The sequence below is a fragment of the Bradyrhizobium sp. 521_C7_N1_3 genome, from assembly GCF_052075975.1.
Classification (GTDB): domain Bacteria; phylum Pseudomonadota; class Alphaproteobacteria; order Rhizobiales; family Xanthobacteraceae; genus Bradyrhizobium; species Bradyrhizobium japonicum.
This window is the reverse complement of record NZ_CP197232.1, coordinates 6,440,001-6,457,703: the sequence shown is the minus strand read 5'-3', so window position 1 is coordinate 6,457,703 and position 17,703 is coordinate 6,440,001. Positions and strand designations below refer to the sequence as shown.

At 63.8% G+C, this 17,703-nt stretch carries 18 protein-coding genes and 1 pseudogene; 13 read left to right on the top strand and 6 right to left on the bottom strand.

Annotated elements, in window-relative coordinates:
* The first annotated feature begins 4 nt into the window (after positions 1 to 4).
* On the top strand, positions 5 to 751 hold the full coding sequence (locus AB7008_RS30300) for a hypothetical protein (RefSeq protein ID WP_248878402.1): 747 nt from the start codon (positions 5 to 7) through the stop codon (positions 749 to 751).
* A 55-nt stretch (positions 752 to 806) separates the two neighbouring features.
* Here AB7008_RS30300 and AB7008_RS30295 read toward each other — a convergent pair whose 3' ends face one another.
* A complete protein-coding gene (locus AB7008_RS30295; protein WP_441259997.1) occupies positions 807 to 1,115 on the bottom strand; it encodes a histone in 309 nt (102 codons plus the stop codon).
* A 66-nt stretch (positions 1,116 to 1,181) separates the two neighbouring features.
* Complete coding sequence (locus tag AB7008_RS30290) at positions 1,182 to 2,573, bottom strand: cryptochrome/photolyase family protein (protein ID WP_441261258.1); 1,392 nt, start codon at positions 2,571 to 2,573, stop codon at positions 1,182 to 1,184.
* Between the two features lie 169 nt (positions 2,574 to 2,742).
* Between AB7008_RS30290 and AB7008_RS30285 the strand changes: the two genes are divergently transcribed.
* A complete protein-coding gene (locus tag AB7008_RS30285) occupies positions 2,743 to 4,473 on the top strand; it encodes a methyl-accepting chemotaxis protein (protein WP_304490224.1) in 1,731 nt (576 codons plus the stop codon).
* Positions 4,474 to 4,602: 129 nt separating this feature from the next.
* Here the strand turns inward: AB7008_RS30285 and AB7008_RS30280 are convergent, their stop codons facing one another.
* On the bottom strand, positions 4,603 to 5,262 hold the full coding sequence (locus tag AB7008_RS30280) for a peroxiredoxin (protein ID WP_014494579.1): 660 nt from the start codon (positions 5,260 to 5,262) through the stop codon (positions 4,603 to 4,605).
* 381 nt (positions 5,263 to 5,643) lie between these two features.
* Here AB7008_RS30280 and AB7008_RS30275 point away from each other — a divergent pair, with 381 nt between their 5' ends.
* Positions 5,644 to 6,216 carry a hypothetical protein gene (locus AB7008_RS30275; RefSeq protein WP_014494580.1) on the top strand — a complete coding sequence of 191 codons (573 nt, stop codon included), beginning with the start codon at positions 5,644 to 5,646 and terminating at the stop codon, positions 6,214 to 6,216.
* Positions 6,217 to 6,270: 54 nt separating this feature from the next.
* Here AB7008_RS30275 and AB7008_RS30270 read toward each other — a convergent pair whose 3' ends face one another.
* Entirely contained in the window at positions 6,271 to 8,124 is a 1,854-nt protein-coding gene (locus AB7008_RS30270; protein WP_441259996.1) for an alkaline phosphatase family protein, read from the bottom strand.
* Between the two features lie 941 nt (positions 8,125 to 9,065).
* Complete coding sequence (locus tag AB7008_RS30265; RefSeq protein WP_441259995.1) at positions 9,066 to 9,980, bottom strand: LysR family transcriptional regulator; 915 nt, start codon at positions 9,978 to 9,980, stop codon at positions 9,066 to 9,068.
* A gap of 156 nt (positions 9,981 to 10,136) precedes the next feature.
* On the opposite strand from AB7008_RS30265, the gene AB7008_RS30260 reads away from it, so the two are divergent.
* The 5 genes and pseudogenes from AB7008_RS30260 (at position 10,137) to AB7008_RS30240 (ending at position 13,134) form a co-directional block, all read left to right on the top strand.
* Positions 10,137 to 10,883, top strand: a complete 747-nt coding sequence (locus AB7008_RS30260) for an SDR family oxidoreductase (RefSeq protein ID WP_028154942.1) — start codon at positions 10,137 to 10,139, stop codon at positions 10,881 to 10,883.
* Positions 10,884 to 10,913: 30 nt separating this feature from the next.
* The gene (locus tag AB7008_RS30255) at positions 10,914 to 11,684 is read left to right on the top strand and encodes a carboxymuconolactone decarboxylase family protein (RefSeq protein WP_441259994.1); all 771 of its coding nucleotides are present in this window, start codon (positions 10,914 to 10,916) and stop codon (positions 11,682 to 11,684) included.
* Between the two features lie 94 nt (positions 11,685 to 11,778).
* Positions 11,779 to 12,162 (top strand): annotated as a pseudogene (locus AB7008_RS30250) ((R)-mandelonitrile lyase); the annotation flags it as partial.
* A gap of 5 nt (positions 12,163 to 12,167) precedes the next feature.
* Complete coding sequence (locus AB7008_RS30245) at positions 12,168 to 12,539, top strand: DUF2255 family protein (protein WP_441259993.1); 372 nt, start codon at positions 12,168 to 12,170, stop codon at positions 12,537 to 12,539.
* A gap of 145 nt (positions 12,540 to 12,684) precedes the next feature.
* Entirely contained in the window at positions 12,685 to 13,134 is a 450-nt protein-coding gene (locus AB7008_RS30240) for a hypothetical protein (protein ID WP_304490219.1), read from the top strand.
* 18 nt (positions 13,135 to 13,152) lie between these two features.
* On the opposite strand, the gene AB7008_RS30235 is transcribed toward AB7008_RS30240, so the two are convergent.
* Positions 13,153 to 13,995, bottom strand: coding sequence for a GNAT family N-acetyltransferase (locus AB7008_RS30235; RefSeq protein WP_441259992.1), 843 nt, complete (start codon positions 13,993 to 13,995; stop codon positions 13,153 to 13,155).
* A gap of 124 nt (positions 13,996 to 14,119) precedes the next feature.
* Here AB7008_RS30235 and AB7008_RS30230 point away from each other — a divergent pair, with 124 nt between their 5' ends.
* The 5 genes from AB7008_RS30230 to AB7008_RS30210 all read left to right on the top strand — a co-directional run bounded on the left by AB7008_RS30230 (position 14,120) and on the right by AB7008_RS30210 (position 17,673).
* Complete coding sequence (locus tag AB7008_RS30230) at positions 14,120 to 14,824, top strand: SDR family oxidoreductase (RefSeq protein WP_441259991.1); 705 nt, start codon at positions 14,120 to 14,122, stop codon at positions 14,822 to 14,824.
* A gap of 55 nt (positions 14,825 to 14,879) precedes the next feature.
* Positions 14,880 to 15,056 (top strand): hypothetical protein, encoded by a 177-nt coding sequence (locus AB7008_RS30225; protein WP_441259990.1) that lies wholly within the window; start codon positions 14,880 to 14,882, stop codon positions 15,054 to 15,056.
* A 348-nt stretch (positions 15,057 to 15,404) separates the two neighbouring features.
* A complete protein-coding gene (locus AB7008_RS30220; protein ID WP_441259989.1) occupies positions 15,405 to 15,908 on the top strand; it encodes a hypothetical protein in 504 nt (167 codons plus the stop codon).
* Positions 15,905 to 16,378 carry a hypothetical protein gene (locus tag AB7008_RS30215; protein WP_441259988.1) on the top strand — a complete coding sequence of 158 codons (474 nt, stop codon included), beginning with the start codon at positions 15,905 to 15,907 and terminating at the stop codon, positions 16,376 to 16,378. The genes AB7008_RS30220 and AB7008_RS30215 overlap by 4 nt, the downstream gene beginning before the upstream one ends.
* A 461-nt stretch (positions 16,379 to 16,839) precedes the next feature.
* Positions 16,840 to 17,673, top strand: coding sequence for an outer membrane protein (locus tag AB7008_RS30210; RefSeq protein ID WP_014494590.1), 834 nt, complete (start codon positions 16,840 to 16,842; stop codon positions 17,671 to 17,673).
* Positions 17,674 to 17,703: the final 30 nt, after the last annotated feature.

Sequence of the window (17,703 nt, the reverse complement as noted above, 5' to 3'; positions counted from 1 at the left end):
TTCCATGAAGAAAGCGAGACGCGCGCTGCTCGGCAGGTCCTTGAGGCCGGTCCGGATTGCCTGCATCAACTACGCGGAGGAGATGATGAGCGAGCGGATGATGGGGAGGCTCACCGCGGCGCTGCAGAAATGCTACGACGAGCATTTCCTGCCGGTCTGGGGCTATCCCATCGACCTCGACGTCACCCGCGAGCCGAAGCCGACGGACTGGCAGCTGCTTTATTTTGACGACGCCACCCACAAGAACTTCCTCGGGCGGCACGAACTGACGCACCGCGGCCAGCCGATCTCAAAGATCTTTCTGAAGGCACTCGGCGAGGATGATCCGGTCAGTCTGGCGGCTTCGCACGAACTGTTCGAGATGGTGCTCGACCCCATGGCCAATCTGTGGGCCGACAAGACCCGGCACACCCAATATGCCTACGAGGTCTGCGACGCCGTGGAAGAGGAGTCTTTTCTCGTCAACGGCTTTGCGATGTCGAACTTCGTCTATCCGTCCTGGTTCGAACCGTTCGAGCATCCCCGCGGCACCAAATTCGACCATCTGGGGTCGCTCAAGGCGCCGTTCTCGATGACGGAAGGCGGCTATGTCATCAAGAAGGTCAACGGCCGGAGGGTGATCAAGCAGTTCGGCTCACCCGAGAAGCGGAAGCGCTTCGCCAAGGAGGACCGGCGCGGCCATCGCAGCGAATTCCGCGATCCGAAGGGAGAGCATCACCCGGGCCGGCGCGCCGCCAAGCGGCGAGGGTAGGGATGGGAGAAGTCTCCGGGCGCCCCGCACCCGGAGACCTGCTCGAGCGTAGCGATCAGCGCTTGGCCTTCTTTTTCGACTTGGCGGTCTTCTTGGCAGCCTTCTTCGCGGACTTCCTGTTGGCCTTCTTTGCAGCCTTCTTGGCCGCTTTCTTCGACGACTTCTTTGCAGCCTTCTTCGCAGATTTCTTGGACGTCTTCTTGGCTTTCTTCTTGGAAACCTTCTTCGACGCTACTTTCTTCGCGACCTTCTTGGCGGCTTTCCTGACCTTCTTGACGGCGGTGACTGCGGCTTCGCTGGTTGCTTCCACGGCGGTGGTGATCGTGTCCATCGCCTGTTCGGTGATCGGCTTCTCGTCGTCCATATCGTCCCCCACGGTTTGTATGGAGCGATGACGATAGCGGGTTTCATAATTGTGTCAAAGCAACGCTCAACCTTTACGGATCCTTGCGTAGGCGGCGAGTGCGCGCTCGCGCCCCTTCGCGTGATCGACGATCGGCTGCGGATAGGTCTTGCCGAGCGTGACGCCCGCACTCGCCAGCTCGATCGGTGATGCCTGCCAGGGCTGGTGGATCAGCTTGGCCGGCACGTCTTTCAGCTCGGGCACCCAGCGCCTGACATAGACTCCATCAGGATCGAACTTCTCGCCCTGGAGAGTTGGATTGAACACGCGGAAATAGGGCGCGGCGTCGGCGCCGCAGCCGGCGACCCATTGCCAGTTGGCGGGATTGCTGCCGGCATCCGCATCGACCAGCGTGTCCCAGAACCAGCTCTCGCCGTCGCGCCAGTCGATCAGGAGATGCTTGACCAGGAAGGACGCCACCACCATCCGCACCCGGTTGTGCATCACGCCGGTGTGCCAGAGCTCGCGCAGGCCGGCGTCGACGATGGGATAGCCGGTGCGTCCGCGCTGCCAGGCGGCGAGCGCTTTCTTGTCTCCCTTCCAGGGGAAGCCATCGAAATTCGTTTGCAGGTTTTCGGTGGCAAGGCTCGGGTGATCGTGGAGGAGGTGGCGGCAGAATTCGCGCCAGCCGAGCTCGCTCAGGAACTTTTCGACGCCGGGCCCGATCGCGGGATTCTCCGCTGCGGCAAAGCGCGCGGCGTGCCAGACCTGGCGCGGGCTGAGCTCGCCGAACCTCAAATGAGGCGACAGGCTTGAAGTCCCCTCGCGATCCGGACGGTCGCGATCGCCGACATAGACGCGCGCGGTGTGCCTGAGGAAGTCGCGGAGGTGCACGCGGGCCGAGGCTTCGCCCGGCGTCCAGGTCTGGCGCAGGCCGCCAGCCCAGTCGGGCTTTGTCGGCTCGAGCGTCCAGCTCTCCAACGCGTCGCTGGCGAGCGGCGGCGCAGGGCGTAGCTCCCGCGGTGCGGGCAGAGGCTTGGGCGGATCGCCCAGCGACAGCACCCGCCGCCAGAACGGTGTGAAGACGCGAAGGCCGCGGCCCTCCTTGTTGCGGATCGCCGAGGGTGAAACCAGCAAGTCGCCGGGGAAGCTCTGCGAGTCCACGCCGAGCTTTGCCAGCGCCGCTTCGAGCTGTTTCTCGACGGACTGATGTGGCGCCTGCGCGACCCCGTTCCAGTAGACCATTGCGGCTCCGCTCTCGCGCGCCACTTCGGGGATCACCTTGGCCGCAGGCCCCTTGCGCAGGATCAGCGATCCGCCGCGCGTGGCGATCTCGGCGCCGAGCGCCCGCAGCGACTGCGCCAGCCACCAGCGCGTCGCGCCGCCCGGCGCCCGTCCGGCCATCTCATCCATCACGTAGAGGCAGATCACCGGCGCGCCTGTCTTCGCGGCAGCATGGAGGGCGGGATGGTCGGACAGGCGGAGGTCATCGCGGAACCAGACGATGACAGGCGGCGCGCTTGGGGTGGTCAGGGCAGGCCTCGTTTACAATTTGGCAAGCATGCCGCGTGCCGCGGTGTGAACCGTCGTTAATTCGGTCGTAAGCCGATTGCATGAATATGCAAGAATTCCGGGGGTAGTTCCATTCATGTCCAACCGTGCGACGGCAAAGTTCTTGCCGCAATTCAAGCTGGGTACCAAGGCCGTCCTGTGCGCCGTGCTGCTGATCGCCGTGAACACGGCGCTCGTGGTCGGCGCCGGCTACTGGTCGCTGACCTCCGCCTTCAACGATCGTGCGCTGCGCGACATCGAGGTCAATTTACGCACGCTGGCCCTGGCTTTTGCCGAGGTCGTTCCCGACGCGAAGATCACGATGCGGGATGGCGGGGTGGCGCGCGCCGAGATTCCCAAAATGCCGGAGTTCAAGGATCACGCCATCGTCGATCGCGCGGTGTCCTATGTCGGCGGCAACGCGACCCTGTTCGTGTTCGATGATGCGAGCGGCCAGTTCGTCCGCCGCTCGACCAATGTGAAGAAGGAGAACGGCGACCGCGCTGTCGGGACCCAGCTTGCCGCCGATCATCCCGGGCAGGCCGCCCTGCGCCGTGGCGAGGCATACAAGGGCCCGGCCACGCTGTTCGGCAAAACCTTCATGACCGCCTATTTCCCGGTCGCGGATGCCACCGGCAAGATCGTCGGCATTCTCTATGTCGGCATCCCCATGGCGCAGTTCGAGAGCATGCTGACCCAGGCCATCGAGAGCATGGCGATTGCGGCCGGCATTGCCGCGCTCCTGGTCCTGGTCCTCACCTTGCTGGTCGTCCGCCGTATCACCAAGCCACTCACCTCGGTCACACGCTCGCTGACGGCGCTGGCCGAAGGCCAGAGCGACGTCGAGATCGATTGCGAGGATCGCGCCGACGAGATCGGCGAGATCGCCCGCACGGTCGCAGTCTTCAAGAGCAACTCGCTGGAGCGGGCCCGCCTGCGCAGCGAGCAGACCGCGGCCACGGCTGCCGCGGCGGAGCAGCGCAAGGCGGAGCTGCGTAACTTCGTCGAGCAGTTCCGCGGCAGCGTCGGCGGCATCCTCGACAAGGTGCTGAGCTCCTCCGGTGAGTTCGAGCGGGTGGCGCGGCAACTCACCGACACCGCACGCTCCACCGCCGACCTGTCGGCGCAGTCGGCCGGCGCATCCGAGAACGCCTCCGAGCACGTCCGCACGGCGGCCTCGGCCTCCGACGAACTGTCTCAGTCGATCTCCGAGATCACCCGCCGGGTGCAGGAATCAAACGAGATCTCCGCCGAGGCGGTACGACAGGCCGAAGCCACCGACCAGCGCATGGCGCAGCTCTCGGAGGCGGGGGCGCGGATCGGCGACGTCGTCAAGCTGATCACCTCGATCGCCGAGCAGACCAATCTTCTGGCGCTGAACGCCACCATCGAGGCCGCGCGCGCCGGTGACGCCGGTCGCGGTTTCGCGGTGGTGGCCCAGGAGGTCAAGACGCTCGCCGGCCAGACCGCCAAGGCGACGGACGAGATCTCGAACCAGATCGCCAGCATGCAGCTTGCAACGGAGGAATCGGTCACCGCCATCAAGGCGATCAGTCAGACCATCGAGCGCATCAGCGGCATCGCGGGCTCGATCTCGGCCGCCGTCGAGCAGCAGAGGAGCGCCACCCACAACATCGCGGCCAGCGTTCGCGCTGCGGCCTCCGGTACTGCTGATGTCGCGGTCAATGTCCGTCACGCTGCCAAGGGCGCGAGCGAGACGGGGGAGACCTCGAGCCGGATGTTTGCCTCTGCCCAGGCGCTGTCAGGCGAGAGCCTGCATCTCAAGGCCGAGGTCGACAGCTTCCTCGACCGCGTGCACGCGGCCTAGGAGCGGACGTGTGACCCAACACTGTCATCCCGGGATGGTCCGAAGGACCAGGCCCGGGATCTCCAGATTCTCAGGTGCGCAATTGCGCACCATGGTTCGGTCCTGCGGACCGCACGGGAAGACAGTGAGTTACTTCGGCTGCGGCACGATGCGGATGTAGGGCTTCGGTTCCTTCCAGCCCTGCGGATAGATCGTCTTCGCTTCGTCGTTGGAAACCGAGCCGGCGATGATGACGTCCTCGCCCTGCGTCCAGTCGGCCGGCGTGGCGACGCGGTGCTTGGCGGTGAGCTGAAGCGAGTCGATGACGCGCAGGATCTCCTGAAAATTCCGGCCTGTCGTCATCGGATAGACCAGCACCAGCTTGATCTTCTTGTCCGGCCCGATGATGAAGACATTGCGGACGGTCTGGTTGTCGGCCGGCGTGCGGGTGAGCGGATCGCCCGAGGTCGAGGCCGGCAGCATCTCGTAGAGTTTGGAGACGTTGAAGTCGGTGTCGCCGATCATCGGGTAGTTGGGGGCGGCGCCTTGGGTCTCCTTGATGTCTTCCGACCATTTGGAGTGGCGGTCGACCGGATCGACCGAAAGGCCCATCAGCTTGACGCCGCGCTTGTCGAATTCCGGCTTCAGCTTCGCAAGCGCGCCGAGCTCGGTCGTACAAACCGGCGTGAAGTCCTTCGGGTGGGAGAACAGGAGAGCCCAGCTATTGCCGATCCAGTCGTGGAACTTGATCTTCCCTTCGGTGGTCTCGGCTTCGAAGTCGGGCGCGGTGGTGCCGATCGGGAGTGTCATGGTTCTACCTCATCTCATTGAATTTACTTGGTAATTTTTCTTTGGCCGTCGTGGCCAGTATAGGGTCTCCGCGACCCTAAGTGAACCGCTTCAAGTAAAATGTGAATTTCTTCTGTGAAGGGCCGATTTCCTAGCACCTTTCTGTTACAGCCGCGCGTGCGACGAAACATCTCGACCGGAGCCGTACGGTCTCGATTGCCCCCATAAAGCCGTTTATGACCCGCATCACGCTCGCCCCGACGCCTCCGGAACCGAAATGGTCCTCGTAGCGACTAATCGGCAACCATTGAGAAAAGTCGCGATCCCCGTATCGAATCGTTAACCACCCCTTTACGCCCGCATGAAAATGCTGGTCGATCAGAAGAAATCTGGAAGTGAACTATGTCCGCCGCTGCGCCTAAGTCTGTTGAGTCGCCGTCCCTCGAACCGTCCTGCCGCGATACCGCGGCTCATGCATTGACCGTCGTGCGCGACGGCGTGATCACGGGCGAAGGCCCGACCACCAAGGGCCGGGTCCACTTTTCCCGCTCGCTCGATGCCGATGACACCGCCTGGTGCGCGCGCATCCTGACCGCCACGGCCGTCAACGACCAGCCGGTCAGCCGCGCCGAAGCCGAGGCGCTGTTTGAGATCAATGAAGCCGCAACCGAGCGCACCGATGGCGGCCGGTTCGACGACCTGCTCGCCAAGGCCGTTGCCCATTATGCCGCGAGCGCCTCGGGCCTGAAGGTGCCGCCGCGCAGCGTAGCGCTCTCGGCAGAGTCCGAGATCGAGAGCTGGGCGCCGTCCTACGCCGCCAAGGTCAACAGCGAGATGCTGGAGTGGATTGCGGGACAGATGCGCGGCAAGCGCCAGAACAACCGTCGCCTGATGGCGATGGTGGCGACCTTCCTGGGCGCCACCGCGCTGCCTCTGGCGGGCCAATTGCCGAACGTGTTCGACATCGGCATGTAAGTTTCTTGACGAGATTGTCGCGCCCCTTGCGAGGCGCGACAGATAGCGGCGGGGTTATTTCCCCGCCGTTTTTTGTTTGCCGGCGTCCGGCTCGAGCCCGAGCGTGCGGCCCGGGAAACCGGCGGCGTCGAAATAGCGCTGGCTCCCGACGCGCTGGAAGTTCAGCACGGTCACCAGGCCGCCCTCGGCGGGCTTGGACTTCAGCGTGCCGGTATAGGCCTTCGGCACGATGCCGTTGGGCAGGGCCTCCGACATTACGCGGCCGACCAGGCCGCCGTTCTGGGGGCCGCGCAGGCCCATGAGCTGGGCGGCCGTCATGCCGACATCGGCATTGCTGACCGGGATCTGGCTGACATAGCCTGCTTTGAAGTCCGGGCCGATCGCGGCCATGAAGTTCATGGTGTCGCCGCGGCTGAAGCTGCCATGCATGCCCTGGCCCTGGCGCAGCACGGTGTCGGCGACCTGCACCGAGCAGTTGGTCGGCGCCTCACCGCAATCGCTGGCATAGGAGCGGAAATTGACGACGATCGCCGGCGTTGGCGTCGCCGACTTGCCGCGCAGATTGATGCTCGACAGCGGCAGGGTACCGGGGATGCGGCCGAGCGAGTCGTCCACGAACAGGCCGGAGACGTAGTCCTGCTCGAGCAGCGCCTTGACGGTCTTGACCGCCAGCTTCTTGTCCTTGTTCGGCAGGTAGATCAGGTCCGAGCCGCCATTGGTGGCGATGACGAGGTCAGGCTTGGTCGGATCCTTGCCGAGCACGCCGTTGCCGGCCTTCGGATGGGCGTTGCCGGTGACGGCAGCGTTCTTGTCGTTGGGGTCGAACAGCGGCAGGTCGAGCGCCTTGGCGAGGTCGATTGCCAAGAAGCCCATGGGCAAAAAGTCCTTCGGCGTGTCGTCATAGCTGACCTTGGCCGAGGGGCTGGTCTTGCTTTCCTTGGAGATGGTCGAGAAGCCGTGGTCGGCCTGGATCATGATGTTGGTATTCGCGGCCAGCCCGAGCTCGTCGAGCGCCTTGCGGAGCTGGGCGAGGTTGTTGTCGGCGTTCTTGATGCTCGCCATCGTGCTCGGGCCGTTGATGCCCGGCTTGATCTGGTTGAGGCTGTCGCCCTGGTTGTGCTGGGTGCCGTCCGGGTCGCGCGACCAGAACACCAGCACGAACGGCTTGTTGCGCGCCTTGAACATCGGCAGCACGACCTTGGCGGCGACGTCGGCGAAATAGGCCTGCTGCGCGACATTGGCGACAACGGTGCCGGGCGTCTTGGCATCGCCCGCCTTGGAATTGTCGCCGCGCGGCGGCGTGGCGAGGGGCAGGCCGGCCTTGGTCAGCGCGTCCTTCACCTCGTCCGACAGCGCCACACCGTTCTTGCCGCCGGTGGAGTCGTCGAACACGACCGAATGCAGGCCGGCCCTTTCGGGCTTGTCGGTGTGGTCGAACTGGTAGGTTGGACCGACCTTGCCGATCGCCGCGGTGCTGAAGCCCTTGTCGCGGGCCATCTTCAGGATCGTCTCTTCGTTGAGATAGTCGCCCTTGAAATGCTCGTCGATATCGCCGAGCACGGCGTCGTTCTCGATGAAGGGGACCACAGTGTCGCCGGCAGGGGCGGACGTATAGTTGGTCCAGATCGTGTTGGAGAACACGCCGGTGTCGCCGAGATAATGGCCGGTCGACATCGCCGAGCCGTTGGCCATGGTGAAGGTCGGGAAGAGCGAATGCGGGTTCTTGAAATTGACGCCCTTGTCGCGGACCTCGGCCATCGCCGGCGCCGTCTCCGGCGTCACCTTCAGCGCGCGCAGACCATCGGGGATGAAGAGGATCAGGTTGCGGGGCGTGTTGTTCTGGGCGGAGGCAAGTCCGGTGGACAAGACTGTCAGTCCGGCGGACAGCAACACCAGTGAACGGCGCATCGAAATCTCCTGCGGTGAGGCGGCAATGGCCGCGACCGCGGCCTCCGGCCATCGTTTAGTTTTGCTGTATGACAGTTTTGTTACAAGAGGGGCGGGGCATGCAAGAGGGCTGGGGAGGGGGCTCGTTCTCACGGACAAGTCATTGCCGAGCGCAGTTCGTAGGATGGGTAGAGCGAAGCGAAACCCATCACGCTCTTGTCGGCGTCGATGCATGATGGGTTTCGCAAGTGCTCCACCCATCCTTCGCCCCGCAGACACACCTTCGCATCCTCGCGGCTTACTTCGCCCGAGCTTTGCCTCGATGCCTCACCCCCGATGAAAGAGGGCGCAGGGAAGGCCGGGAGCCGGCTGGCTCCCATTGACCGCTATGCCATGAGTAGTCTGCGCTACAATGCACAGCGGGTAACAGGGCAACCGGAGCATCCCGGCCTTCCCTGCGCGATGGTTGGAACGGCTTATGTCGTGCTCTCCCCGGGGAGCGATGCACTATTGCCCCCGTCGCCGTGCGGATGGCTGACGTGTGTGCCCGGTCGGGCAACGCACATCACCGCAAGACTTGGCGCACAGACCCCGGGCGCCAGGACGACACGATTTGGCCGTACGCTGATCACATCTGTCGTTGGCGCGCGGTCTTTGCTCACGGTCGCCCGCCCTGCAAGACCCTTCGCGCCGATGTGGCCCGCGTCCACCGCCGCCCGGCCCGCGTTCGTGACGATCGCGATACGCCCCTCTTCCTTGGGCCGGAGTGAGCGCATTATCTGCCAATTCCGAATTTCGGTAAAGTGGAATATTTTGCCGATGCGGATTGACCGAGCGGTCAGGTGTTTTGCCCGACGGGCAACGCGAGGTCTTGTAGCCCGGATGGAGCGAAGCGTAATCCGGGGTTCTCGCCCGCAGATGCAGCGGCCCCGGATTGCGCTTCGCTCCATCCGGGCTACTGGCTACGGGCGCGTGTTGTTTTGCCTGCCGCGGTAGCGCAGCGCCTCCACCAGCAGTGAAAACGCCGGCGAGGATTGGCGGCGGCTCGGATAATAGAGGTGGTAACCGGAGAAGGGCGGGCACCAGTCGGCGAGCACGCGGACGAGCTGCCCGCTCGCCAGATAGGGCTGCACCTGGGTCTCTGTGATGTAGGCGAGGCCGAAGCCGCGCAGCGCGGCACTGAGCAATGCGCCGGCGCCGTTGAAGACGAGCTGTCCCTCGACACGAACGTTGAGGTCGCGGCCATTCTTCTCGAACTCCCAGGCATAGAGCCCGCCATGCGTGGGCAGGCGCAGGTTGAGGCAGTTGTGCTCGGTCAGGTCCTGCGGGGTGCGGGGCTTCTTGCGTCTTGCGAAATAGGACGGCGCGCCGATCACGGCCATGCGCATATCGGGACCGACGCGGACCGCGATCATGTCCTTGGCGACGAGACCGCCCGGCCGGATGCCGGCGTCATATTGCTCGGCGACGATGTTGGACAGGCCGTAGTCGATAATCACCTCGACCTTGATGTCGGGATAGTTAGGCAGGATCTTTTCCAGTGCCGGCAGCAGGACGGCATCGGCCGCGTTCTCGGTTGCGGTGATCCGGATGGTGCCCGCGGGCTTCTCGCGGAATTCACCGAGTGCGGCGAGCTCGACGTCCATCTCCTCGAATTTCGGAGCAATCGACCGGAACAGCTTCTCACCGGCCTGGGTCGGGGCGACGTTGCGCGTGGTGCGGCTCAACAGCCGCACGCCGAGCCGCTCCTCGAGGGCACGCACGATCTGGCTCAGCGCCGATTGCGACATGCCGAGCTTGATAGCGGCCCGTGTAAAGCTGCGTTCTCTCGCGACCGCGAGGAAGGCGAGGAGGTCACTGGCGTTGTCGCGGTCCATTCATTAGCCCAGGCGATAAATCTATTCAGGTTTTATCATCTAATCACTTGGCCGGAAACGGCCTAGCTTCAGCCGACAGCAAATCACTGGAATGTACCGCCCGTCCGCGAACGACGGAGGGATCGCCGCTGCGCGCATTGAAGAAGGTTGAACGTCATGAACGAGGGCATCTCTGGCAAGGTCGTCGTCATTACCGGCGCCAGCAGCGGTCTCGGCGAGGCTGCCGCGCGGCTGCTTGCGGCACAGGGGGCAGCGGTCGTGCTCGGTGCGCGGCGCGCCGATCGCCTTGCCGCGCTCGTGAACGAGATCACGGCGAGCGGCGGCAAGGCGCTGGCCGTCACGACCGACGTTGCCGACCGCGCGCAGGTGAAGGCCCTGGTGGACGCGGGTGTGAAGGCCCACGGCCGCATCGACGTGATGCTCAACAATGCCGGCCTGATGCCGCAGTCGCTGCTCGAACGGTTGAAGGTCGATGAGTGGGACCGCATGATCGACGTCAACATCAAGGGCGTGCTCTACGGCATCGCGGCGGCGCTGCCGCACATGACCGCGCAGAAGGCGGGTCATATCATCAACGTCTCCTCTGTTGCCGGCCACAGGGTGGGACCGGGCTCGACCGTCTATGCTGCGACGAAATTCGCGGTGCGGGCGCTCTCCGAAGGGCTGCGCCAGGAGGTGAAACCCTACAACATCCGCAGCACCGTGATCTCGCCCGGCGCGGTCGCGACCGAACTGCCCGACAGCGTCACCGACCGCGACGCGGCCTCCCGCATCCAGCAATTCTATGCGCAGGTCGCGATCCCCGCGTCCTCGTTCGCGCGCGCCGTCGCCTTCGCGATCAGCCAGCCCGAGGATGTCGACATCAACGAGATCCTGTTCCGCCCAACCCGCCAGGACTATTGAGCGAGGCGCGCCATGTTTCCCGTGAGACGAATGACCATCGCCATCGCTGCGCTCGGCCTGATCGTCGCTGCGCCGGCGAGGAGCGAGCAGGGAACCGAAGGAGCCAAACCGATGTCTGACAGCATCAGGGACGTCGCACCCGCGTTGGAAAAATACCGCGAGACCGTCGTGCTCGGCGATCTCTGGAAGCGTCCGCAGTTGAGCGCGCGCGACCGCAGCATCGTCACGCTGGCAGCGCTGATCGCGCGCAACCAGACCGTCGAGCTCGCCCATTATCTGAACCTGGCGCTCGCCAGCGGCGTCAAGCCCGCCGAGATCTCCGAGATCGTCACGCATCTGGCTTTCTACACGGGATGGGCGAATGCGATGTCGGCAGTCTCGGTTGCGAAGGATGTCTTTGCGGCCCGAAAGATCGCGTCGGACCAGTTGGCGGCAGTCTCGCCTGCGCTGTCGCCGATCAACGAGGCCGCGGAATCCGAGCGGGCAACGCGCGTGGGCCAGCAATTCGGCGACGTCGCACCCGGCCTCGTGCAGTACACGACCGATGTATTGTTCCGCGATCTCTGGCTGCGTCCGGGCCTCGCGCCGCGCGACCGCAGCCTCGTTACGGTCAGCGCGTTGGTCGCGACCGGACAGGTCGCGCAGATCACCTATCATCTGAACCGGGCGATGGATAACGGGCTGACACGGGAGCAGGCCGGCGAGGTCGTCACGCAGCTTGCGTTCTATGCCGGCTGGCCCAACGCGTTCTCGGCAGTGTTGGTGTTCAAGGACGTGTTCGAGAAGCGGCCGAAGCCGTGAGCAATTTATCGCGACGGAGCGTGCTCGTGGCAGCGCTGCTTGCGAGCGCGCCTGCAAGGCTCGCCCATGCAAAGGAGATCGACATGGACATCAACGCAATGGCTCGCAGCCCTCCCGCAAGGGACCTGCGGAATGGTTTTCGGGATCGGTGCGCATCGACCCGTTGTTCCAGGTACCCGAACCCGGCCGCGTCGGTGCCGGGCAGGTGACCTTCGAGCCCGGCGCGCGCACCGCCTGGCACACTCACCCGCTCGGCCAGACGCTGATCATCACGTCGGGTCTTGGCTGGGTGCAGCGCGAGGGCGGCCCGATCGAGGAGGTCCGGCCCGGCGACGTCGTGTGGTTTCCACCTGATCTGAAGCACTGGCATGGTGCGACGCCTGCGACCGGGATGACGCACATCGCTATCCAGGAATCGGTTGGCGGCAAGACTGTCGACTGGCTCGAGCATGTCACCGATGCCCAATACAGGGCGTGAGCATCATGACGTTCTGGCCAATTGACGAGCTGCGCCGTATCGCGGATGCGAACGACCTGCACGTTGCCCCGTTCCGCGAGGACGGCGCAACGCCGGGCACGCCGACCTGGATCTGGTCGGTCGCGGTCGACGATGCGCTCTATGCGCGCCCGTATAACGGGCGGAACTCGAGCTGGTACCAGGCCGCGGTGCGGCAGAAGGCGGGACGGATCGTCGCGGCAGGCATGATGAAGGACGTCATGTTTGCGCCGGTCGAGGGGGCGATCAACCATCGCATCGACGAGGCCTACCGGGCGAAATACGCCAAATGCGCCTATCTCCAGCCGATGATCGGGGCGCGCATGCACGGCGTCACGATCCGGATATTGCCGCGCTGACCGATTTCGGGACAGCGGCAATCGGCCGCCGCAGCGCTGTAATTCCGTGCCTTAACCAACAATTAATTATACGTTTGCGGGTGGGTGACGGCCCGGCCTAGCGTGCGGTGGGGAGCCGCCGAAGCCAAACGAGTTGGTGCGTATCATGATGTCCAGATCATATGGGGCGCTCTTCGCCTCGCTCAGCGCAGCCGCGCTGCTCCTTTCTTCCAATGACGGTTTTGCCAGGCCCGGCGCCACCGCCACCGCCGCGCACGGGATGGCCGCGCCTTCCGGCGCGATGGCGCGTCCGCAGATCGCTCCCGGCGCCCGGTTCCGCGGGCGCAACACGCCCTGGGTCTACTGGCCGGGCGGCGGCGGGTTCTTCTACGACAACGGAGGCTATAGCCAGCCTTTCGTCGATGCCGGGCAGCCGACCTCCACCGACGTGCGTTACACCTATACGTACGACGTCCCATGGGACTGGACCCATCGCTTCCCGCCGAACGTGGTGCCGTCCGACCGGCCCTATGTGCCGAGCTGCCCGACGGAGCAGGTGACGGTGCCCGGCCGCGGCGGCGGCGAGCACACGGTCAACATCATGCGCTGCTACTGAGCGGCGGCGTCCGCCCAGCTAGCCCAGCTCAAAGCTGGTCACGCCGAAAACGCGGTCGATCCGCAGCGGCGGGATCGGCCCTGTGTACATCCGCGCCGTCTCGAACACCGGCTTGAGCCCGAGCGATTCCGCGAGCGCGATGGCCTCGCGATTGATGGCGGGGACGTCGAGGAAGACCTCGCCGCCGCCTGCGCTCGCCAGCAGGGCCTGCACGATCGCGTCCGCCGCTCCGCGGTCGTCGGCGACGAGCGGGCCTATCTTGTGGCCGGTCCGGCAGGGCCGGATCACCCCCCATGCCGCGAGCTTGCCGTCGCGCAGCAGCGCGCCGCCGAGATGGCCTGATGTGTTGATCCAGGCGCGCAGGAACGCGCTGCGCGCGGCTGGGAAGACGGTCGCGTCGTCGGCTTCAACGAGCGCGAACGGGATGTTGTCGAGCGCGACGATTTCGGCAGGCGGATTCGGCGGCGCGGCGACGATGCCGCCGTACCGGATATTGGCGTAGGCAAGCTGGAAGCCGGACTTCTTGTAATTGTCCTGCTGCGCGACGACGCCATCGAGCCCGATCACGCGGGCGCCCGCATGCGCGATCGCCGCGTTCCAGATGCGCAGGCCGTGGCCCGCGCCGCGAAAGCCTGCGCGCACGATGTAGAAGCCGAGGAAGGCGAAGCGATCGTCGTAATTGACGCAGGAGACGGTCGCGACCGGCTCGCCGTCGATCTCGCCGACGAAGAAGCCTTTCGCGTCCGGGATGGCGAAACAGGCGGCGTCGCCGAGGCCCGGATTCCAGCCCTCGGCCGCGGCCCAGTCGACGGCGATGGCGATCTCCTCGGGGCGCAAATTGCGGATATGCAAATCGCTCATGTCGGATGCCTTGACGGATGGCTTGACGGATGCCCTGGGCGGTGGACCTGGCGGCAGGTCCGGCGGTAGAAGGCCTCATGATAGGCCGGGCCCGGGGCTCGCCTCAACACAGGGATGATCGGTCATGGCAGCAGAGAAGGTCGCACTGGTCACCGCCGGCGGCAGCGGCATGGGGGCAGGGGCTGCGCGGCGGCTCGCGGCCGACGGCTTTCGCGTCGCGATCCTGTCGTCCTCCGGCAAGGGCGAGGCGCTGGCAGTCGAGCTCGGCGGCCTCGGCGTCACCGGCTCCAACAAGTCGAACGATGATCTGAAGCGGCTCGTCGACGGGGCGATGGCCAAATGGGGACGCATCGACGTGCTCGTCAACAGCGCCGGCCACGGGCCGCGCGCGGCGATCACGGAGATCACCGACGAGCAGTGGCACACCGGCCTCGACACGTATCTCCTCAACGTGATCCGGCCGACCCGGCTGGTGACGCCGGTGATGCAGGCGCAGAAGAGCGGCGCCATCATCAACATCTCGACCGCCTGGGCATTCGAGCCGAGCGCGATGTTTCCGACCTCCGCGGTATTCCGCGCAGGCCTTGCCGCCTTCACGAAGATCTTCACCGACACCCATGCCGCCGACAACGTCCGCATGAACAACGTTCTGCCGGGCTGGATCGACAGCCTGCCGCAGCTGGACGCGCGCCGCGACAGCGTGCCGATGAAGCGCTACGGCAAGGTCGAGGAGGTCGCAGCGACGGTGTCGTTCCTGGCGTCCGAGGGTGCCGCCTACATCACCGGTCAGAATGTCCGCGTCGACGGCGGACTGACGCGCTCGGTGTGAAGCGTAGCACCACGCTATCATCAGCGGTGGTGCGTGGCGAGTTACGTGGTTCTACATGGCCGACGAAGTCTTGATAGCGCTGGCTGGCTCGAACCAAATCGCGGCTGGCGATCGTCAGACAATCAATATGTGCAATACTGGCCGTAGTGACGCTCACATGTCGATCGAATGGCCGGTGCGCCATGTCAGTGGCGGTTGGCTTGATGGTGATCGTACACAATTGCCTACTTGATGCACTCGTAATGGTTGCGCTATAGTTTTAAAACAATTTAAATAGGGCAGTAGTGATGGCATTTGGTTTCAAGGCCATTTCCGCCCCCCCATCGAGTCCTTGTTGGGTTGACGATTGCTGTCTTCGTCTCAAACCCGACGACATTGGCGGCACGGGTAGGAAGTCATCAAGTTGCCAACGTCCTGATCGTGGTGATCGGGATCGGTCTCTTCGTTCCGGCCGCCGTGCTATTCGGCTTCCTCCAGATCGTCAGCGACGTCAGGATCATGCGCAACAATTCGCGCCAGCAAGCCGGGCATCACGCGGCTATGCGGCAGCATTGCGGGCGCGGTCGCGCTAGGAGGTGGCATGTTTAGATTGCCATCATTGAGCCTGTTCAGCATCTGGTTCGCGCTGGCCCTTTCCGCGGGATGCGCAAGTGGTTGGGTTTGGGCACTGAATGGCGACTTTGGCGCCTGTGTGAAAGGTACCACAGGTGAGTCCTACCAGAAAACGATCATGGCGCTCGACGGTACGATTGATCTTGGTATCAAGCTCGCTGTGGCATCGATTGGGGCCGGCGGTGCCCTCTTGTTCGGCTTGAAATCCGGGATGGCATTGTCGTCCAATGGCAAAGTCATCCTATTGAGCGCAGTCTTGTTGCTGAGTCAGTCAGTGTTGGCCGGCGTATTCTGGAAAATCAAGGTTGCCAATGGCTGGCTGAACGAGTGTCTAAATCTCGTCTCTGAAGACGTGATGCAGCGATTATTTTTTTCATCGCTCTGTTTCCTTCTAGCAGGCCTTGCGATGCTAGTCATCATGATGTCGTCGTCCATTTTGACATCAGCAACACAGAGAAGGAGCGAACCATGAGCATCTTAGCGGTACTGCTTCTCAGTGGCATGCTCATCTCCGATTTGCCCAAACGTCAGGGAACAAGCATGCCAATTTCGAGTCGTGCGCTCATAGATGCAGAGGACAAAGAAATTTTTGCGGAGGCCCAACGTTGGGAAAAGCAACGAGGCGTAGTTGTCACAGAAGACTTCTTGTATAATTGGTATCGGTTCAAGCAGGGAAATACCTTGGGCACCCCTTGGGGAATAGCTGATTTCGTTGCAGCTCTACAAGAGATGCCGGTCATCCACATTGTTGTGATACCCGCCCCACCAAGAGACTATGAAGTCCGCATAAACGGGAAATCATATTTGGCAACGGAGCGTAGCGAGTACGGGGTAAACCCGATATTTTCTTTAGTAGAGGTCGAAGTTACGCGAAAAGATAAGCCGCCCTGTCGTTGGAAAGGGATTCCCGAGCGCAAGCAAAAGATTTCCTGCAACCTGTGAGGTATCGGCGCGAACGACCTGCCCGCCGATGGTAAGGCGGATAGCGATCGTCGCGACAGACAATAGACGGGATCATCTCGTCGACCATTTCCGTCATCTACGAACTAAATGGCGACCGTCCGCGTGCTTGTGCAGCGATGTTTGTGGCCAGTCTCGATCTAGGCTCGTCACCGTGTCGGTAGATAAGTGTATCGTTGAGAATCTCCATACTCGCATAGCCTTGTCGTGGTGCGACGCGTTCGTGCGTTGCGCGCCGTCGATGAAGCATAATGCGTGGCTCATCGGTCACACTCGCCATTGGTCTTGCGCGATAGGTCACTGACTACGTCACAGTCCATACGAACTGCGCCGCAGGCCGAGACGAACGGACGTCCTCCGCCTATTCCCGAACTGCGCGGGATGGCTCCCACCAGCGCGCATCGAAAACGCGAGATCAAGCGCGTGGGGGAATGGAGATTGGAATGAAGAAGCTTTTGCTGGCGGTCGCTTCGATTGTGCTCGGCACCGCATCCGCGCAGGCGGCCGACCTCGCGGCGCAATACACCAAGGCGCCGATCATGGCGCCGGCCTATAACTGGACGGGCTTTTACGTCGGCGGCAATGTCGGCGGGCAGTGGGGCGACTCTGATCTGAACACCTCGACGGTGTTCTCTCCGACCGGCTATTTTGCGGCGAGCAGCGTCCCCGCCATCAACACGGTCGGCGCCCAGGGCGTCAACAGCTCCAGCGTGACCGGCGGCTTTACCGCGGGCTACAACTGGCAGGTCAACCACGCCGTGCTCGGCCTCGAAGGCGACATCAACTATTTCGGTTTCAAGGGCAGCGCGACGGGCTCTGCTCTCTATCCCTGCTGCGCCCCGACAGGCTTTACCGTGTCGTCGTCGGTCTCGGCCGATTGGCTCGCCACCATCCGTGGCCGCATCGGCTTCCTCGCGGCTCCGACCTGGCTGCTGTACGCGACGGGCGGCGCGGCGATCTCCGAGGTGAAGGGCAATTTCAACTTCACCGACACGTTCTCGGCCGCCACCGAGTCGGCCACGATCCGCGACACGCGCCTCGGCTGGACCGCAGGCGTCGGCACCGAATATGCCTTCGGCGGCGGCTGGTCGCTCAAGGCCGAATATCTCTACGTCGATCTCGGCCGCGCCAGCGCGACCAGCACCAATTTGGTCGGCTTTGCCGGAACGACGCCATTTCCGAGCAACGTCTACACCCACTCGGTCGATCTCAAGTCGAACATCGTGCGCGTCGGCGTGAACTACAAGTTCGGCGGACCGGTCGTCGCCAGGTACTGAGCATCCCGTTCCTGATCTGGCGCGGAAAGC